Here is a 19959-nt window from a genome sequence, read left to right on the forward strand (position 1 = left end):
GCGCCTCCCTTCGTGGAGGCCCCCCTCCACCGCCTGCGGCGGTCCCCCTCCCCGTGCCGGGGAGGATCACGCGGCCGCCTTCATCGTCGAGGTGCGGCAGATCAGTACCCGGCCGCCACTCACCTTAACCGGGATCACCGGCGTACACCCCTTGTCCTCGCCTAGCGCCTCGCCGGTCGACAGCGAAATCCGCCAATTGTGCAGCGGGCACGCGACCGCGCCGCCGTGGACGATGCCCTGGCTCAGCCGGCCATGCTTGTGCGGGCAGCGATCGAGCAGCGCGAAGACCTTGTTCTCGCCGGTGCGGAAGATCGCGATGTCGTCGCCGCCTGCGACCTGCACCGTACGACTGCCGCGGACCGGGATTTCGCCGACCCAGCCGATATCGAGCCATTCGCCGGTCATGCCATTTCTCCCCCGACCAGGTCTTTCCGCGGACTGAACACCGCCATCGGCGCGTGCTGTTCGCGGTCGGCGCCTTGGACGCGCGCTGCCCAGGGATCGTCCTGCATGAACTGCTGCGAGAACAGGAAACGCGCCGCCAGCGCATCGCGCAACGCCGCGTCGTCGGCGATCCGCTCGCGGATATAGGCGACGCCGACGCGCTCGATCCACGGCGCGGTGCGCTCGAGATAGCGTGCCTCCTCGCGGTACAATTGCACGAACGCGGCGCAGTAATGCATCGCCTCGGCCTCGGTCTCGACCTTGCAGAGGAAGTCGGTGGCGCGGACCTTGATCCCGCCATTGCCGCCCACCGACAGCTCGTAGCCGCTGTCGACGCAGACGATGCCGAAATCCTTGATCGTCGCCTCGGCACAGTTGCGCGGGCAGCCGCTGACCGCGATCTTGAACTTGTGCGGCATCCAGCTGCCCCAGGTCATCCGCTCGACCTTGACGCCGAGCCCGGTCGAATCCTGCGTGCCGAAGCGGCACCACTCCGAACCGACGCACGTCTTCACCGTGCGCAGCGACTTGCCATAGGCATGGCCGGAGACCATCCCGGCGGCGTTGAGATCGGCCCAGACCGCGGGCAGATCCTCCTTCTTGATGCCGAAGATATCGAGCCGCTGGCCGCCGGTGACCTTGACCATCGGCGCGTTGAACTTGTCGACGACGTCGGCGATCGCGCGCAGCTCCTTCGGCGAGGTCAGCCCGCCCCACATCCGCGGCACGACCGAATAGGTGCCGTCCTTCTGGATGTTGGCGTGGAGGCGTTCGTTGACGAAGCGGCTCTGCTGGTCGTCCTTGTAATCGCCCGGCAGCGCGCAGAGCAGATAGTAGTTGAGCGCCGGGCGGCACGACGAACAGCCGTCGGGGGTCGACCAGTGCAGCTTCTGCATCACCTCGGGGATCGAGCGCATGCCCTGCGCGACGATCTCGCGGCGGACGTCGTCGTGACCGAAGCTGGTGCATTTGCACATCGTCTTCGGCCCCGCCTCGACCTCGCCGCCGAGCGTCAGAGACAAAAGCGTCTCGACCAGCCCGGTGCACGCGCCACAGCTGGCCGACGCCTTGCACCCGGCACGCACCGCGTCGAGGCTGTGCGCGCCCGCACCGATGCACGCGACGACCGCGCCCTTGGTCACGCCGTTGCAGCCGCAGATCTCCGCCGAGTCCGCCAATGCCGCAACGGCCGCCTTAGGGTCCGAAGCGCCCCCTCCCGAGGCGAAGGACTGGCCGAAGATCAGCATGTCGCGGATCGGCGCAATGTCCTCGGCCCGTTTGAGCAGGTCGAAATACCAGCCGCCATCCGCAGTGTCGCCGTACAGCACGGTGCCGACGATGCGGTCGTCCTTGACCACGACGCGCTTGTAGATGCCGCGCGACGCATCGCGCAGGACGATGTCCTCCGCGCCGTCGCCGCCGGAGAAATCGCCCGCCGAGAACACGTCGAGTCCGGCGACCTTCAGCTTGGTCGAGGTCACCGAGCCGCGATAGCCGGTGTGCGCCTCGACCAGCCCGTCGGCGAGCGCGCGGCACATGTCCCACAAGGGGGCTACGAGGCCGTAGACGTTGCCGTCATGCTCGACGCATTCGCCGACCGCGAGAATGGCGGGGTCGGAGGTCACCATGTGATCGTCGACCTTGATCCCGCGGCCGATCTCCAGGCCTGCATCGCGGGCGAGCGCGACTGAGGGACGGATGCCGACCGCCATGACGACAAGGCTTGCGGGGATCAGCGTGCCGTCCTTCAGGCGAACGCCCTCGACGCAGGTCTCGCCGACGATCTCGGCGGTGTTGGCCTCGGTGAGAATGACCTGGCCGCGCGATTCGAGCGCGGATTTCAGCAGCCACCCCGCCGCTTCGTCGAGCTGACGCTCCATCAGTGTCGGCATGAGGTGGATCACCGTCACCTTCATGCCGCGCAAGGTGAGGCCGTGCGCCGCCTCCAGCCCGAGCAGCCCGCCGCCGATCACGACCGCACTGCCACCAAGACCTGCCACGGCGAGCATGTGGTCGACGTCCGCCATGTCGCGGAAGGTGATGACGCCGGGCAGGTCCTTGCCCGGCACCGGGATGATGAACGGGTCCGAGCCGGTCGCGATCAGCAGCCTGTCATAGGATACGGTCAGCCCGGACCGTGCGGTGACCGTCTTCGCGGCGCGGTCGATCGCCTGCACCGGATCGCTGACGATCAGCTCGATTCCGTTGGTCGCGTACCAGGCGCGGTCGTTGATGACGATCTCGTCGAAGGTCTTCTCGCCCGCCAGCACCGGCGACAGCATGATGCGGTTATAGTTCACATGCGGCTCGGCCCCGAAGATCGTCACGCGGTAGCGGGTCGGATCGCGCGCGATCAGTTCCTCGACCGCGCGACATCCGGCCATGCCGTTGCCGATCACGACGAGGTGTTCGCGGGTACAGATGGGGTTGGTATCGATGGTGGTCATCAGCTTGCTCCGTTCGCTCGCGTTCAGATCCGGACGCCGTCGGCGGCGGTCCAGGTCCTGCGCCATCCGTTCTTGACCAAGGTCAGCCCGGCGAGGGCGAGCACCGCCAGCGCCGCGAAGATCAGGAAGCCGGCCTGAAAACTGCCGGTGAGTTGCTTGGCGATGCCCAGCGACGAGGCGAGGTAGAAACCGCCTATCCCGCCGGCCATGCCGACCAGCCCGGTCATCACGCCAAGTTCTGCGGAAAACCGCTGCGGTACGAGCTGGAACACCGCGCCGTTGCCGGTGCCGAGCGCCAGCATCGCGATCACGAACAGGACGAGCGCGGCGGTGACGCTGGCGGCGCCGCCAACCCCGGCCAGCGCGACCGCGGCGACCAGGAACAACGCCGACAGCGTCTTGATGCCGCCCACCTTGTCCGCCAGCGCGCCGCCCATCGGCCGCACCAACGATCCGGCGAACACGCACGCCGCGGTGCAGTAGCCGGCGGTCACAGTCGACAGGCCGAACCGGTCGGTGAAGTAGATCGGCAGCGATGCCGCCAGCCCGACGAACCCGCCGAACGTGACCGCGTAGAACCCCATCAGCCACCACGCATCGGCCTGTTTCAGCGGCGTGAAATACTGGCCGAGGCTTTTCGGCGGCGGTGCGTTGGGCGCATCCTTCGCCAGGATCAGGTACGCGACCAGCACCAGCGACAGCGGGATGCAGGCAAGCCCGAGCACCGTGTTCCAGCCGAACAGCTTGGCGAGCGTGGGCGCGAACAAGGCGGCGAGCACGGTGCCCGAATTGCCCATCCCGGCGAGCCCCATCGCCTTGCCCTGATGCTCGGGCGGATACCAGCGGCTGGCCAGCGGCAGCGCGATCGCGAAGCTCGCGCCGGCAAACCCGAGGATCACGCCGAGCACGAGCGTGCCGATGAAACTGTCGACGCCGAGCAGCCAGGCGGAAAACATCCCGCCGATCACGATCATCTGGCTGATCGCGCCCGAGCGCTTCGGCCCGATCCGGTCGACCAGCAGGCCGTTGACCACGCGGAGCAGCGCCCCCGCGAGCGTCGGCACCGCGACCATCAGGCCCTTTTCGGTGGGCGTCAGCGCCAGCGACTTCGCGATATCGGGCGCGAGCGGCCCGAGCAGCACCCAGACCATGAAGGCCAGGTCGAAATACAGGAACGCCGCGATCAGCGTCGGCGTGTGGCCGCTCGCCCAGAACCCGCTGCGGCCTTCGGTCTTTTCGTCGCTCCAGAAACTGGTCGCCATGTTCGTGCCCCCATCTGCGATGGACAAAGAAAAAGCCGCCCCGACGGCGGCCTTGCGGGCGCATCGGAGCGGCTTCGTTGCCGGTGACGACCATCCGGTCGTCCGACGCGAACTGATCCCGCCATTGGAATCGGTTCGCGGCTATATCGTGTCGGGCTTCATCGCCTGACTAGCCGAAGATGACCGATTCGGTCCCAATGCGCAAGCGGCATTTCGCAAGTGCGAGATGAGAGGCAAAATCGAGCTATAGTCGACAACCCCGCCGACAATTGCACACCACCTCGGCCTGCGCAGGTGTGATTGACTTGACGCCAGCCCGTCAGGGCAACGAAGCGAGATACTGCGGGATGTCGTCGGGATCGAACGCGCGGCCGTCGAAGAACTGGTCGCGACCGAGGATCAGCCGGCCCTGCGTCGATCCGGCACCAAGCGAGGTGCCGTCGATCGCGCCCTCCAGCTTCGAACTGGCGCTCGGCAGCGGCGCGCCCGAACCGGCGAGCGCGGCGCGGTAGATATCGGGACGGAACACGCTCTCCGCTGCGGCCGCGTCTTCCGGCGAATAGGGCGTGCCGTCCCAGCGGACCATCTGCGAATAGAGCCACGCCGCCTGGCTGCGCCACGGAAAGTTCGCCGCTTCGCGGTACTGGAACATGAAATCGGGAATCTCGACGGGTGCCGCGCCCTGGACGAGGCGCACCCAGTCGCTGATCGCGCGGGCGATCGGATCGACCGGGGCATCCAGGTATTCGGGGCGGGCGAGGATCGCCGCACTGTCGTTCCGCGTCGCGGGATCGATGAAGTGCGCAGCCGCGGCGTGCAGCGCGCGGACCAGTCGCCGGACGAGGTCGGGATCGCGGTCGACCGTCTCGGCGCGCATCGCCAGCACCTTCTCGACGCCGCGTCGCCAGATCTGCGCGGTCACCAAGGCGATCCGGCCGACCCCGCGATCGACCGCGATGCTGTTCCAGGGTTCGCCAACGCAGATCCCGTCGATCTCGCCCGCCGCCAGCGCATCGGCGGCGAATGGCGGGCTGGTGGTGACGATCTCGACATCGACATCGGGACGGATGCCGACCGCGGCCAGCCAGTAGCGGAGCATGTAGTTATGGCTCGAATAGCGATGCACCACGCCGAACCGCAGGCGCTTGCCCGCCGCCACCCGCGCGAGCGCCACCGCCCGCAGGCGTCCGCCGAGCATCACCGGGTCGCCCAGCGAGTCATCGTCGAGCACCTGTTCCGCCAGCGGCACCGCCAGCGTGATCGCATTGCCGTTCAGCCCCAGCACGAACGGCACCGCCATCGGTACGGCCGGGCGCCCCCGTCCCAGCGCGGTGGCGATCGCGAGCGGCGCGACGAGATGCGCGGCATCGGTATGCCCGTACAGGAGACGATCGCGCACCGTCGCCCAGGTCATGTCGCGGACCAGTTCGATCGCCAGCCCCTCGGCCTCGCCAAACCCCTGTTCGCGCGCGAGAATGGGCAGGGCTGCATCGACCAGCGGCAGGAAGCCGATGCGGATCGTGTCGAGGCTCACGGCAAATCTCCCATCAGCGCATCGCTGGTGATCAGCGCATCGGCCACCTCGGCGATCCGGCGGTTCGATCGCATCGCGTGCGCGCGCAGCAACGCGTAGGCGGCGGGTTCGTCGACGCCGCGGCGCTTCATCAGGATCGCCTTCGCCTTGTCGATCGTGACGCGATCGGCCAGCGCGCTCTTCGCCTCGTGCAATTCCGCCTGCAACCGTGCGAACGCCTGGAAGCGACGGATCGCGAGGTCGATGACCGGCTTGATGCGCTGTTTGGCGAGGCCGTCGACGATATAGGCCGATACGCCCGCGTCGACCGCGGCGGCAGTGGATTCGGCATCGCTCTGGTCGACGAACATCGCGATCGGTCGTGCCAGCGCGCGTGAGACTGCGAAGAACTCCTCGAGCACGTCGCGGCTGGGATTTTCGAGGTTGATCAGCACGACTTCGGGGGCGGCCTGCTCCAGCGCGGCGACCATGCCCAGCGTATCGTCGATCACGACGATATCGGTCAGCCCAGCCTCGCGCAGGCCATCCGAGATGATCGCCGCCCGCGTCGTGCTGGTGTCGATGATCGCGATCCGCATGACGCGCTTTTACGCGACGCCGCACCGGATGGCGAGCCGTCTTGAGCCGGATCGACGCCTGTCCGACCCGTAAGACGGCCGAAGATGGGATATCGTATATTATATATTGACTCGACAGCGTGGTCATGATGGATTGCCGCCACACGAAACACGGGGCGGGCATCCATGAATCACAGGGTCGGAAACTATCGTCATCGGTCGGGCATCGGTGCGGTGCTGGCGATGCTGCTGTCCACGGCGGCACATGCGCAGGTTGCTCCGGAGCAGGTGGCTGCACCGACCCCGACGCCAGCTGCGACAGGTTCCGATACCAGCGAGGAGGCGATCACCGTCACCGGCACGCGCATCCGGCGCCCCGACCTGGCGAGCAACAGCCCGATCACGTCGGTGACCGACCAGGAGATCAAATATCAGGGCGCGGTCAACGTCGAGAGCGTGCTGAACCGCCTGCCGCAGTTCACCGCCGACGCGAACGAGAACGTCTCGAACGGGTCGGACGGCACGGCCAATATAAACCTGCGCAACCTGGGCTCGAACCGGACGCTGATCCTGCTCAACGGCCAGCGGTTGCTGCCGCAGCAGGCGATCGATCTGAATTTCGTGCCGTCGGCATTGATCGACCGGGTCGACGTGGTGACCGGCGGCGCGTCCGCCGTGTACGGGTCCGATGCGGTCGCGGGCGTCGTCAACTTCGTGTTGAAGGATCATCTCGACGGGTTGCGCATCGACGTGCAGTCCGGGCTTGGCGTGCACACCAACGACAACAGCGCGGTGCGTGATATCATCACGACGCGCGGCTATGCCAACGCGCCGCACCGCGTCGCCGATGGCGGCAAGCAGGATATCAATGCGGCGTACGGCAAGAACTTCGCCGATGGCCGCGGCAACGTCACCGTCTATGGCGGGTATCGTCACACCGAGCCGGTGTTGCAGGCGAACCGCGACGTTTCGGCCTGCGCGTTGAACCAGGCGGACGATGCCGGCACAGGTCTGGTCTGTGGCGGATCGAGCAATTCGCCCTATGGTACGTTCGCGCCGCTCGGCGGGCCGAATGCCGGCAAGACGCTGACCAACAACATGAACGGCACGCAGACCTGGGTGCCCTACACGTCGACCTACGCCTATAATTACTCGCCGACCAACTACCTCCAGCGGTCCGACGATCGTTACATCGGCGGCGCGTTCGCCAAGTTCGAGATCGCGCCGATCGCCGAAGTCTATGGCAGCTTCATGTACATGAAGGATCACACCTTCTCGCAGGTCGCGCCATCCGCGCTGTTCCTGGGCACGAGCTTCACCGTGCCGTGCAACAATCCGTTGATGAGCACGGCGCAACAACAGTCGCTATGCGGACCGACCGCCGGGACCTCGGCGACGCAGGACACGCTGATCGGCTACCGGCTCGGCGACGGCCAGTCGCGACGCGACGACCTGCGGCACCAGGATTATCGCTATTCCGCCGGTGTGCGCGGCGATCTCGGCCACGGCTTCCAGTACGACGTGAACTACCTGCATTCGCTGGTGAAGTTCAACGAGACGTACATGAACAACGTGGACAACGTGAAGGCGCAGCGCGCGCTCGACGTAGTCAACGTCAACGGCGTGGCGACCTGCCGATCGGTGATCGACGGCAGCGACCCGGCGTGCGTCCCGGTCAACGTGTTCCAGCCCAATGCGATCACCGACACGCAGGCCGCCTATCTGTTCTCGGAGAGCAACACCGCGTCGCGCAATGCGCTCACGGTGATCTCCGCGAACGTCAATGGCGACCTCGGCACGTTCGGCATCACCAGCCCCTGGGCAAAGCGCGGCGTCAACATCGCGCTGGGCGCGGAACGTCGCCGCGAGACGCTCAACTACACCGCGGACGCGGTCGCCGAACAGGGCGGCGTGACCGACTCCGACGGGCGCATCACCGTCAACGAGGCTTACGGCGAGATCGAAATCCCGATCCTGCAGGACCTGCCGTTCGCGCATGCGCTGACGATCAACGGCGGCCTCCGCTATTCGGCGTATCGCAACGATCAGCAATCGACTGGCCTGAAGTCGAAATACAACGTCTGGACCTACAAGGGCGAAGCGAGCTGGGCGCCGTCGCAGGATGCGCGCCTTCGCTTCAGCTACAACCGCGCGATCCGCGCACCCAATATCGCCGAGCTGTTCGGATCGCGATCGATCGGCAACGTCGCCGCACAGGATCCATGCTCGGGCGCATCGCCGACCGCGTCGTTCGACGTCTGTCGGCTGACCGGCGTGACGCAGGCGCAATATGGCAGCATCATCGAATGCCCCTCGGATACGTGTTCGGCACAATATGGCGGGAACGTCGCGCTGAAGCCCGAAAAGGCGGACACCTATACGGCGGGTATCGTGCTGACACCGCGGATGCTGCGCAACTTCACGCTGACCGTCGATTATTTCCACGTCAAGGTGAAGGACTATATCAGCTCGGTCGATCCGTCGCTCGCGATCAGCCAATGCGTGGCCGGTGGCGATCCGTTCTATTGCGGACTGTTCACGCGCGATCCGCGCTCGGGCGCGATCTTCGGGACCAACGGCTATATCGTGTCGACGACGTACAATACCGGATCGCTGACGACCTCCGGCGTCGACATCACCGCCGATTACACGCTCGGTATCGGCGCGCTCGGCAAGCTCAATCTCAATATGGTCGGCACGCGCCTGATCGAGCAGGCCGCCGAACCGCTGGCGGGTCTTGGCAGCTACGACTGCAAGGGGTTGTACGGCTATACCTGCGGCCAGCCAAATCCGACGTGGCGGCATGTGATGCGGACGACATGGCAGATGCCGCAGGGCGCATCGGTATCGGTGTCGTGGCGTCATACCGACTCGGTCAAGCTGTCGTCGCTGTCCGACAATACGTTCCTCGCCGGCACGCCGAGCGTCATCAACAAGAAGATCTCGGCCTATAATTACATCGATCTTGCCGGCACCGTCGCGGTCGGGGAGGGGCTCCAGCTGCGGGCGGGCGTCAACAACCTGTTCGACAAGGATCCACCGGCGATCGCGGCCGGCATCCTGTCATCGTTCGGCAACGGCAACACCTATCCGGGGGTGTACGATACGCTGGGGCGGACGCTGTTCGTCGGCGCCACGGTGAACTTCTGACGGTGACGACTAGGGTAATGACATGACGAGCTTGGTCCGCCGCGACGTTTTGAAGACGGGCGGCGTGACCGCGCTTGCCGCGATCGTCCCCGCAGTACCGATCGGCGCGGCGGGGGCGCCTCCCTCGGCCGGTCCGCGCGAGATCGTCCCGCTCGGGATCGGGTGGCGGTTCCATCTCGGCCATGCGAGCGATCCGGCGAAGGATTTCGGCTTCGGTCGTTCGCACGATACCTATGCCAAGTCGGGCGACGTCGGCACGCCGGTTGCCGAAGCGAAATTCGACGACAGCGCCTGGGACGCGGTGACGCTGCCGCACGACTGGGCGGTCGACCTGCCGTTCGAACAGTTCGGACCGGCGGGGAGCGAGGCGGACCGCACCGGGTCGTTCCAAGGGTTCAAGCCGGTCGGGCGGATGTGGCCGGCGACCAGCGTCGGCTGGTATCGCCGGGTGATTGGGTTGGCCAAGGCGGATGCGGGGCGGCGGTTGTTGCTCCAGTTCGATGGCGTGGCGCGCGACTGCATCGTGATCCTCAACGGCTTCGTCGTGGGATCGAACGAGAGCGGCTATGCACCGTTCGAGATCGACGTCACCGACTTCGCCAAGCCGGGCGAGGACAATGTTCTCGTCATCCGCTGCGACGTGAGTCTCGGCGAGGCTTGGTCGTACGAGGGGGCTGGGCTCTACCGCGACGTGCGGCTGGTGAAGACCGCGCCTGCGCATTTGCGGCGCTGGGGCGCGACGGTACGCTGTTCGGTCGACGCCGATGGTGCGACCGTGCGGGTCGCTACCGAGATCGACAATGACGGTCCCGCCGCCAGCGTGCGTGTCCGGTCTACGGTCGTGGGGCCCGATGGGAAAACGGTCGCGGTGCTGTTTGCAGACGCGCTGAAGTTGCCCGCGTGGGGAAAGGCGACTGCGGCGCAGGAAACGCGTGTCGGTTCGCCTGCGCTTTGGTCGCTGGAAACGCCGCATCTCTACACGCTGGTCAGCGAGATCCTCGTCGACGGCGCGGTGGTCGATCGCGACACGTCCACCTTCGGTATCCGCACGATCCGGTTCGACGCGGACCGCGGCTTTTTCCTCAACGGCAAGCCGGTCAAGATCAAGGGCACCTGCAACCACCAGGATCACGCCGGGGTCGGCTTCGCGGTGCCCGACAGCCTGCACGTCTGGCGGCTCGAACAGCTGAAGGCGATGGGCAGCAACGCGTATCGCTCGACGCATCATTCGCCGTCGCCCGCGATCCTCGACGCGTGCGATCGGATGGGCATCCTGATGATCGACGAGACGCGGCAGATGTCGAGCAATGCCGAAGGTTTAGGGCAACTCGAACGGATGGTGCGGCAAGGGCGCAATCATCCGAGCATCATCCTGTGGAGCATCGGCAACGAGGAAATCCATCGCGGCACCGAGACCGGCGCGCGTATCGCCGAGACGATGAAGCGCAAGGTGTACGAACTCGACCGGACGCGGCCGGTGACGGAGGCGTTCAACGGCAAGTTCGGCGAGGGGGCGTCTCGCGTGCTCGACGTGATGGGGTGCAATTACTACCTCGACGCGATCGACCCGTATCACGCGGCGTACCCCGACATGCCGATGATCGGCACCGAGACGGGCAGCACGGTGATGACCCGTGGCGAATATGCGCGCGACGACAAACAGGGCTTCGTACCCGCGTATGATCGCGAGTTCCCCAAATGGGCGACGACCGCGGAGACCTGGTGGAGTTTCTACGACGCGCGGCCGTTCCTGAGCGGCGGGTTCGTCTGGACCGGGTTCGACTATCGCGGCGAGCCTACCCCGTTCGAGCGCTGGCCCGAGAACGTCTCGAACTTCGGCCAGATGGATCTGTGCGGCTTCCCCAAGGACAATTATCATTATTACCGCGCGTGGTGGAGCGAGGAGCCGGTGCTGCATCTGTTCCCGCACTGGAACTGGGCGGGGCGCGAGGGCCAGCTGGTATCGGTGTGGGTCCACAGCAACTGCGATGCGGTCGAGCTGGTCCTGAACGGGCGAAGTCTCGGGCGGCAGTCGGTGGTGACGAACACGCATCTCGAATGGCAGGTGCCCTATGCGCCGGGGCGGATCGAGGCGCACGGGTATCGCGGTGGCAAGCGCGTGATGCACGCGGTGCGCGAGACGACGGGGGCGGCCGCGCGGATCGGGCTGACGAGCGATCGGCGGCAATTGGCGCCGGGTGAGGTCGCGGTCGTCCGTGTCGCGATTCTCGATGCGAAACGTCGCGAGATGCCGACAGCGTCGGATCGCGTGACGTTCACGCTGTCCGGCGATGCGAAGCTGCTCGGCGTCGGCAATGGCGATCCGCGGAGTCTGGAGCCCGATCATGCGACGTCGCGTTCGGCGTTCAACGGCTTGTGCATGGCGCTGGTGCAGGCGGGTGCGAAGGGCGGACCCGTTCGGCTCGAAGCGCACGGGGCGGGGCTCGCACCGGTGATGCTGCCATTGATTGGTCTGACCAAGGAAACCCGGCCGCTCTAGGGTTCGAAGATGGCGTAAACGGTGAGTTGAGAGTCGCCGGTGGCTTCATGGATTGGAGCTTCATGGCGAGCCCCCTCGATAACCGCTGGGCGTTCCTAGCTAGAGCCGCGGAGGCGAACCGCTTTGCCCACACTAAACCCCGAGAGCCATGCAAACCGTTCCGCGAGCGCGGCCTCTCGCGCAAAGGGACATACCTTGGGAAGTCCATCAGCGGAGCGCCCAATTTTCAGACCGGCTTCGTAAGCAGCGCGGAGTTTTTCCGTGTGGGGCATTGAAGCCCAACGCGTCAAAGCTATGGCGTGACCCCCCGGCTAGATAAAATTTAGGACCAGGTCTGCCTAAAGTCCCGGATAGCTGTCGGATATCATCACGCTCGCCGTTTCGGCATACACCTTTTCCCAGGCTTGGCGGGCTTCGGCCGTGAAAGCAGACCCGAGAATTTCCGCAAACGTGTCGATCAATACCGCTCCCACGGCCGCGTATTGGTACGCCTTCACGCCATAGGTAACGTGTCTTTTTGCTAAATCGGTCAGCGCCGGACGCAAGGACGGGAAATTCTCAACGTGCTCGACGAGGGTATCGATCGTCTTTTCAAACACGAAAATCTGGTGCGTCATGTCGTCGGGAAACAGTGCCCGCGCAAAGGGGTGTCGCAAGAGCAGCTGATCGTAGAACATCTCCGAGTATCGAGAGGGTGAGCGTCCGATCAACGCATAGCTTTCCGTCACCAGTCTAACCTGTTCTGCCGTCAAAGACACGTCACCCCTCCCGACGGGAACTTGCTTGAATCGCCAGTTATTTTGGCTGACACGGCATATGCTGCCGTCTCAGCGTCATGAAGCCAAGCGCAATCGGTTTCTACCGGCGTTTTTCGCCTCGTAGAGTGCGACATCGGCCCGCTTGAGGATCACCTGCCCCGCTTCCCCCACCTTTGCGGATGCGATGCCCAAGCTCACGGTAACCTTCGGCTGTCGGTCGGCGCTGGAGGATTCGATCCTCGCCCGCACGCGTTCGGCGATCTGCAATGCCATATCCGCGTCGGTTTCAGGCAGGATGATGACGAACTCTTCGCCGCCATAGCGGCCGATGAGGTCGGTACTTCGCAGCCCCTCGGTCGCGGACGATGCCACGCGTTTCAGGACCTCGTCGCCGACGTCATGGCCGTACCGATCATTGACGGCTTTGAAATGGTCGATGTCGAACAGCACGACCGAGAGCATGGCCTTTGCGGTATCCGTGCCTGCCAGCGTCACATCGAGGCATTCGACGATCCGGCGACGGTTCGCAAGGCCGGTCAAAGCATCTGTCGAAGCAAGGACCATTGCTGCCTCCGCGCTTCGATCAGCGGCATCACGGGCATCTTGCAGCACTTGCCGTGCCTCGATCTGCTCGGTGACGTCACGGATCAGGCCGAAGAGTCCGATAGCGTCGTCACGCGAGGAGTAATCGCGCTCACCCCGCGACGCGACATGCCGGACGGTGCCATCGGGGCGAACGATCCGCGCCTCGAACGCAAAGGGGTGCCCATCGGCGAGCGCGTGTGCGACGATCTGCGAAACACGCTCTCGATCATCTTCGTGATACAGGGCGATAGCTTGATCCAGCGCCGGCGGCTGGCCCTCTGCAAGGCCGTGCATACGGAAGATTTCCGGCGACCAGAACACAGCCTGGTTCACCGGATTGATACGCCAATGCCCGATCTGGGCGGCGGCCTCCGCCTGATCGAGAAGGCGAATACGCTCGAGGAGATTGATCCTCAAACGATCACGCGCCGCCAGCAGCGTTGCCATTGGCAGTGCCGACACGAACAGCGACAAGAGATAGAACTGAAAAAACAGGATCCGCGTCTCTTGCGCCGACCGGATCAGAAAGATCGGTCCGGTACCCCACCCGAGAGCGATCGATCCAAAAATGACGACCACGATCATGCTGATGATCCCGCCCAGCATGCCGCTGCGCAGAACGGCGATCACGATGACCATCATCGGCACGAACAGCATCGGGTAATGGTTCTGACCGAAGGTTGCGCCAGCGGCGAGCATCGTCAGCACGACTATGCCAATCAGGTTCAACGCGTCGCGCTTCGATACCGGCTGTCTTGCCGATCCCGATATTTCAAATATTGCGAGCAACAGCGGCGTGACGAGCAACATGCCCAGCCACACCGTACTGAACCACGAGAGAATAAACCCGCGGCCCGACTCGGGGGAGATACAGGCCGCCGCTCCGGCACTCACCAATGCCGCGATCAACGAGGCAAAGAAGAACGCCGATAGGCCCGTCGGGTTTATGAAGGACACGCGCCCTCCCGAACGCCGTCGCAGAAGAAGCGCGGCGACCATCGACTCGAGACCGTTGGCCGCCGTGAATCCGATGGAAAGGCGAAGACCGGACCCGGCGAGGAAGTTCGCCACGAAACTCGCGACGATCGCTGCCACGACGAACCGCCAGACCGCACGGCGGGGCACCGTCAGCAGCGTGGCCAGGAGAATGCCGCTCGGCGGCCATATCGCAGCGATGCCGTGCGCGCCGCGCGTCGCCAAGAGGGACAGCATCGCAAAGGCGAAATAGGCAATGCCGAGAAACAGCGGACCGAGCGGCGAATCTCCCAACCGTGCAAACATTCCTCGCATTGCAATCGATTAGCACAAAATCGTTAACGACGAGGGTAGCGTTCAAGCTTCGCATTGAGCGGGCGGCTCGGTTGGCCTGGACATGGATGCCATAGGATTCTGGAAAATTCGTCGGCGGTTGAACGTCGAGTGATGTGACGGCGTACAGGGGGCCGGCATAGTCATAGCTAGGCGCAATCCAGATCGGTCTTGAAGAACATTGCAAGAACACCGTCGTCGTGCGAGTGTTGGGACGACGATTTGAGGGACGCCAATGACCGAGCATTACGACGACCAGCAGGAGCCGAAGCCGACGTTCGGCCAGTGGCTTATCACGCAGAAGGACCGAAGCGATCTCGTTGGTCAGCTTGCGATCGGGGCCGTTGCCGACCGCCGTTTCCCGCGTAACGGGGATCCGGAAGCCGTCCGTAAGCACCTCAGTGCCATGCAGGCCGAAGGCGACATGTTCGCTGCGGTCGACGACGCCGAGTCCGACTGGCTGTCGGCTTGATGCAGGACGCATGGGAACAGGCCTTCGCGCTAATGGCGGATCATGGCCAGATGGGTGCCTGCAAGATCGTAGCGTCCGGTATGCAGAAGACGCCGCCAGGGCAGCCGGAGCAGTTCCGGCAATGGGAGGTGTTGGCCGACTGCCTGAACGCCGTCGCAGATGCGAGCCGGACGAAACACTGATCCGCGTGGCAGATTCCCGAAGGTATTTTTAGGGCCGATGCAGGGACATGCGTTCTGCGACATGCGTTGTACGACATGCGTTGTGCCGTGCGTTCAGTTGGCCCGACTTTTGAGGACATCCTTTGCCTAAATTCCTAGTCGCCGAGAGCGAGACAGCAATCGAACGTGACGAACGGCGCAAGCATGCCGGTAAAAGCTCCGGTGAGACCTACGCCGCCACGCTCAGCGAGTTGCGGCCAAAAGCCGACATCACGATCGTCGCGCCGGCGGATGCGGATGCGACGCCGCTCACCCCATCCGATCTGGCTCGATACGACGCCGTGTTCATCACTGGCGCCCCCCTCCACGTCTACGACGATAGCCCGGAAGTTCGGCGACAATTGGCTTTCATGACGAGCGTCTTTGCCTCCGGAACGCCATCGTTCGGCTCGTGTGCCGGGTTGCAGCTGGCCGTCGCTGCTGCGGGCGGGACAGTCCGGAAAATGGAGCGGATGGAAGCGGGCATTTCGCGCCGCATCGTTCCGACCGAAGAGGGTCGCAGTCATCCGCTGCTGAGCGGACGGGGGCCTTGCTGGGACGCCCCTGCGATTCACGGCGACGAGGTGGCAGCGCTGCCGGTGGATGCAACGCTGTTGGCGAGCAACGCGGTCAGCAAGGTACAGGCCGTCGAGATACGGCATGCCGGTGGTATCTTTTGGGGCGTTCAATATCATCCGGAACTGGCACCCGGCGAGATTGCGGTGGCGCTACGTCGCCAGGCCTCGGAGATTGTCGATGCCGGGCTTGCGGAGACGGTGGAAGATGTCGAACGCCGCGCGGATCAACTCGATGTGTTGCAGCATGACGCGGGCCGAACGACGGCGCTTTGGGCGCTCGGGGTAGATCACCGGTTTGCGGAAGAGGAAAGCCGCCGACTTGAGCTGGCGAACTTTCTCGAGCACCTCGCCAGATGCTGATTGTGCTTATCGCTGCCGCGTGATTCTCCTGCACGGTGACGCGGTTCGCCTTCACGATGACGCGCGTTCGTGACGGCGTCAGGCTTCGAGAGCGCATCACCGTTTCAAACCGCCTCGGGAGCATCACCTATTGCCGGTCAGCGGACAAAACGCCGACATCCCGACCATGGGCGATCATTGCACACGGATAACCAGCCGCGGTGACGAAGATCCTGAGTTACCCTGCCGCCCAATCGAACTCCGAAGATCAGAAAGGATAGGCAGGCGGCGTGCCCTTGATCGTCGTCCACTGCCAGTGCGTGAATTCTTCCCAATTGGCGGGACCGCCGATCGAGCTGCCGTTACCCGATGCCCCGACGCCGCCGAACGGATTGACCACGTCGTCGTTGACGGTCTGGTCGTTGATATGGACCAGCCCCGCGTGGAGGCGGTCGCCAATCGCCATGCCGCGCCCGACATCGCGGGTGAGTATCCCGGCGGACAGGCCGTATTCGGTGTCGTTGGCCAACGCGACTGCCTCGTCGTCGGTCTCGAACGGGACGATCACCGCGACCGGGCCGAAGATTTCCTCGCGGAAGGCCGGCATGTCCTTCGTCACGCCGGTCAGGACGGTGGGTTTGAAGAACAGCCCATCGGACGTTCCGCCCGCGGCGATCGACGCGCCGGCGCTGACGCTGCTGTCGAGCAGTTTGCGGGCATGGTCGACCTGCGTCTGGTTGATGATCGGGCCGACCGCGACCTGTCCCGACATCGGATCACCGACGGGGAGCGCGTCGGCATGCTGCGCGAGGCGCTTGGCGAAGTCTTCGGCGATTGTGGACTGGACGAGGATACGCCCCGCCGACATGCAGATCTGCCCTTGGTGAAGGTAGCTCGCCCAGGAGGCGTTGCGCGCCGCGAGATCGAGGTCGGCGTCCTCGAGCACGATCAGCGAGTTCTTGCCACCGAGTTCGAGCGATACCTTCTTCAGGTTTTCGCTCGCCGTCCGGCCGACCATCCGACCCGCGGCGGTCGATCCCGTAAACTGGATCATCGCGATGTTGGCATCGCTGCAGAGCGCCTCGCCCGCGTCGCCGCGCCCCGGAAGGACGTGGAGCACACCGGCTGGCAGCCCGGCGAGCTCGAAGAGGCGGGCGATGACGAAGCCGCCGCAGATCGCGGTGCGTGGGTCGGGCTTGAGTACCACCGCGTTGCCGACCGCGATCGCCGGTGCGACCGCGCGCATCGCGAGATAGAGCGGGAAGTTGAACGGGGAGATCACGCCGACCACGCCGAGCGGCCGACGCCGGGCAAGACTGATCCGGCCGCGCTCGCTCGGCAGCACGAGGCCCTGCGCCTGATGCGGCATCGCGCCGGCGAGGTTGAGCGCCTTGATCGTGATCGACAGCTCGAATTCCGCCTTGGCGCGGACCGATCCGCTTTCGCGCATGATCCATTCGACGATCTCGTCCCAGCGCTCGGTCGCGACCCGGACTGCCTTGGGGAAGATCGCCGCGCGCGCATCGGGCGCATCGGCCGCCCAGTCGCGTTGCGCGGCTCGTGCCGCGGCGGCGGCGGTGGCGATACCCGCAGGCGTCGTCATGCCGATCCTGCCGAGGACCGCGCCGGACGCTGGCTCGATCACGTCCGCGCTGTCGGCCGGACGTGACCAGCCACCGTCGAAGATCGACCCATCGAGCTGCGCGTCGCCGATCAGCTGCGTACCGTCCGTCATCATCGCTCTCCTGCGTTTATCGCTTTACGCTGATCTAGGAGCGGCGGGTTTGTGACGCAAAGACCGTTGCGGTGAAATGCCGATACCCGTTTGGTATGACATGAGGTTTCCGGCGCAAACGCAATCAGGTTGATCGCGATGTCCCCCAATGTCTCGATCGGTCCGGCGATCCGCCAACCTTCAGGGTATCGATCGAATACGGCATCTGTATTGGACTGCCGAACTTTTCGCTCGGAAGTTCCGTGGCATCGACACGCTCACTGGCGGCGATGCGGTCGGCTTGAGCCGGTCGACACTAACGACGTGGCCTTGAAGCCGCGAGGGAGAGGATCGATGACAGACACCACAGGCCCGTCGGCGCTCGATGCCGTACTTGCGGCCGAGAATGCGCTGATCCAGGGTCGGATCGAGCGCCGCCAGTTTCTCCACATCGCAGCCCTTGCCGGGATCGCGTCGAGCGGCGCGATCGGACGAGCCGCCTTTGCGGAGGCCGCGCGCGACAACCAGATGCAGCTCGGCGCTGCGCTCCGGAAACAATATGACTATATCATCTGCGGTGCGGGCTCGTCCGGGTCGGTCGTCGCGCGTCGTCTTGCCGAGAACCCTGCGGTCCGGGTGCTGTTGCTCGAAGCCGGCGGCAGCGATCAGGTCCCCAGCGTCACCAACCCCGGCATCTGGTTCACCAACCTCGGCAGCGAGCGCGATTGGGGCTTCAAGGGCGAGCCGAACCCGAAGATCAACAACCGCCAGATCCCGCTGTCGATGGGCAAGGTGCTCGGCGGAGGCTCGTCGATCAACGTCATGATCTGGTCGCGTGGCCACAAGAACGACTGGGATTATTTCGCGAGCGAATCCGGGGATCAGCGCTGGAGCTACGAGAACGTGCTCGGCATCTATCGCCGGATCGAGGACTATCAGGGGCCCGCGGACGCGCTCCGTCGCGGCAAGGGCGGGCTCGTCTATGTCGGCGAGACCCCGAACCCGTCGCCGATCGCGCCGGCGATGCTGGAATCGTGCCGCGGCGTCGGCATCCCGACCTTCCCCGACCAGAATGCGGTACTGATGGAAGGGGTCGGCGGCGCGGCGATCCCGAACGTGCGGTACAAGCCGGGCGAGCGGCTCAACGTGTTCGGCACCTATGTCCGTCCGATCCTCGATCGTCCCAACATCACGGTGCTGACCCATGCCGCGATCCGCAAGCTGACGATCAAGGGCACGCGCGTCACCGGCGTCGAATTCACCTATGGCGGCAAGCTGGTGACGATCGCGGCGTCGCGCGAGGTGATCCTGTCGACTGGCGCGATCAACACGCCGAAGATCCTGATGCAGTCCGGGATCGGCGAGGCGGCGCAGTTGCGCAAGCATGGCATCCCGGTGGTCGCGGACCTGCCCGGCGTCGGCAAGAACTTCCAGGATCACGTGATGGTCGCGGGCTGCGTGTGGGAATATAACCAGCCGATCGCGCCGCGTAACAATGCCGCCGAGGCGACCTTCTTCTGGAAGAGCGATTCCAGGCTCGACACGCCCGATCTGCAACCATTCCAGATCGAGATCCCGTATGTCAGCGAGGTTACCGGCAAACAATATAACCCGCCCGCCGGAAGCTGGTCGCTGTCGCCCGCCGTGGTCCGGCCGAAGAGCCGCGGCGAGGTGACGATCTCGGGGACGAATCCCGACGATCCGGTGCGGATCGCCGCCAACACGTTCGCCGAGCCCGACGACATGACCGCGATGCTGCGGTGCATCGAGCTCTGCCGCGAGATCGGCAATTCGGGCCCGCTCGCCAAATTCAACAAGCGCGAGGTGATGCCAGGGAAGATCACCGGCGCCGACCTGCAGAATTTCGCGCGCGATGCCGCCGTCACCTACTGGCACCAGAGCTGCACGGCAAAGATGGGGCGAGACGCGATGTCGGTCGTCGACGGGCAATTGCGTGTTCACGGAATCCAGGGACTGCGGATCGCGGACGCCTCGGTGATGCCGCGTGTCACCACCGGCAACACGATGGCCGGCTGCGTCGTCATCGGCGAGCAGGCCGCGACCTTCATCAAGGGCACAAGCGCATGAAATCGGGCAATAAAAGGGGAGTA

15 protein-coding genes are annotated in these 19959 nt (G+C 64.9%); 7 read left to right on the forward strand and 8 right to left on the reverse strand.

Annotated elements, in window-relative coordinates:
- Positions 1-66: 66 nt before the first annotated feature.
- From nirD to VH567_RS09465, 3 genes are read right to left on the reverse strand one after another with little or no spacing between them, the layout of a single operon-like run.
- Positions 67-405, reverse strand: a complete 339-nt coding sequence (nirD, locus tag VH567_RS09455; RefSeq protein ID WP_423325420.1) for a nitrite reductase small subunit NirD — start codon at positions 403-405, stop codon at positions 67-69.
- Positions 402-2891 carry a nitrite reductase large subunit NirB gene (nirB, locus tag VH567_RS09460; protein ID WP_423325422.1) on the reverse strand — a complete coding sequence of 830 codons (2490 nt, stop codon included), beginning with the start codon at positions 2889-2891 and terminating at the stop codon, positions 402-404. Before nirB ends, nirD begins: the two co-directional genes overlap by 4 nt.
- Positions 2892-2914: 23 nt before the next feature.
- Entirely contained in the window at positions 2915-4153 is a 1239-nt protein-coding gene (locus VH567_RS09465; RefSeq protein WP_423325424.1) for a nitrate/nitrite transporter, read from the reverse strand.
- Positions 4154-4172: 19 nt separating this feature from the next.
- On the opposite strand from VH567_RS09465, the gene VH567_RS09470 reads away from it, so the two are divergent.
- Positions 4173-4322, forward strand: a complete 150-nt coding sequence (locus VH567_RS09470; RefSeq protein WP_423325426.1) for a hypothetical protein — start codon at positions 4173-4175, stop codon at positions 4320-4322.
- 150 nt (positions 4323-4472) lie between these two features.
- On the opposite strand, the gene VH567_RS09475 is transcribed toward VH567_RS09470, so the two are convergent.
- On the reverse strand, positions 4473-5687 hold the full coding sequence (locus VH567_RS09475) for a CmpA/NrtA family ABC transporter substrate-binding protein (protein ID WP_423325428.1): 1215 nt from the start codon (positions 5685-5687) through the stop codon (positions 4473-4475).
- Positions 5684-6265, reverse strand: a complete 582-nt coding sequence (locus VH567_RS09480; protein WP_423325430.1) for an ANTAR domain-containing response regulator — start codon at positions 6263-6265, stop codon at positions 5684-5686. Before VH567_RS09480 ends, VH567_RS09475 begins: the two co-directional genes overlap by 4 nt.
- Positions 6266-6430: 165 nt before the next feature.
- Here VH567_RS09480 and VH567_RS09485 point away from each other — a divergent pair, with 165 nt between their 5' ends.
- Both VH567_RS09485 and galA read left to right on the forward strand, forming a co-directional pair.
- Entirely contained in the window at positions 6431-9394 is a 2964-nt protein-coding gene (locus tag VH567_RS09485; protein WP_423325432.1) for a TonB-dependent receptor, read from the forward strand.
- 22 nt (positions 9395-9416) lie between these two features.
- Positions 9417-11894, forward strand: a complete 2478-nt coding sequence (galA, locus tag VH567_RS09490; RefSeq protein ID WP_423325434.1) for a beta-galactosidase GalA — start codon at positions 9417-9419, stop codon at positions 11892-11894.
- A gap of 338 nt (positions 11895-12232) precedes the next feature.
- Here galA and VH567_RS09495 read toward each other — a convergent pair whose 3' ends face one another.
- Together VH567_RS09495 and VH567_RS09500 are read right to left on the reverse strand one after the other, a co-directional pair.
- Complete coding sequence (locus VH567_RS09495; protein WP_423325436.1) at positions 12233-12571, reverse strand: globin domain-containing protein; 339 nt, start codon at positions 12569-12571, stop codon at positions 12233-12235.
- A 156-nt stretch (positions 12572-12727) separates the two neighbouring features.
- On the reverse strand, positions 12728-14518 hold the full coding sequence (locus VH567_RS09500) for a diguanylate cyclase (protein WP_423325438.1): 1791 nt from the start codon (positions 14516-14518) through the stop codon (positions 12728-12730).
- Between the two features lie 262 nt (positions 14519-14780).
- On the opposite strand from VH567_RS09500, the gene VH567_RS09505 reads away from it, so the two are divergent.
- From VH567_RS09505 to VH567_RS09515, 3 genes are all read left to right on the forward strand, one after another.
- Positions 14781-15017, forward strand: coding sequence for a YozE family protein (locus VH567_RS09505; RefSeq protein WP_423325440.1), 237 nt, complete (start codon positions 14781-14783; stop codon positions 15015-15017).
- A complete protein-coding gene (locus VH567_RS09510; RefSeq protein ID WP_423325442.1) occupies positions 15017-15199 on the forward strand; it encodes a hypothetical protein in 183 nt (60 codons plus the stop codon). The genes VH567_RS09505 and VH567_RS09510 overlap by 1 nt, the downstream gene beginning before the upstream one ends.
- 122 nt (positions 15200-15321) lie before the next feature.
- Entirely contained in the window at positions 15322-16155 is an 834-nt protein-coding gene (locus VH567_RS09515; protein ID WP_423325444.1) for a type 1 glutamine amidotransferase, read from the forward strand.
- Between the two features lie 247 nt (positions 16156-16402).
- Here the strand turns inward: VH567_RS09515 and VH567_RS09520 are convergent, their stop codons facing one another.
- Positions 16403-17869: a benzaldehyde dehydrogenase gene (locus VH567_RS09520; RefSeq protein ID WP_423325446.1), complete on the reverse strand. Its 1467-nt coding sequence runs from the start codon at positions 17867-17869 to the stop codon at positions 16403-16405.
- Positions 17870-18202: 333 nt separating this feature from the next.
- On the opposite strand from VH567_RS09520, the gene VH567_RS09525 reads away from it, so the two are divergent.
- Complete coding sequence (locus VH567_RS09525) at positions 18203-19936, forward strand: GMC family oxidoreductase (protein WP_423325448.1); 1734 nt, start codon at positions 18203-18205, stop codon at positions 19934-19936.
- The last annotated feature ends 23 nt before the right edge of the window (positions 19937-19959 follow it).

It is taken from the genome of Sphingomonas sp. 4RDLI-65 (genome assembly GCF_049472435.1).
Classification (GTDB): domain Bacteria; phylum Pseudomonadota; class Alphaproteobacteria; order Sphingomonadales; family Sphingomonadaceae; genus Sphingomonas.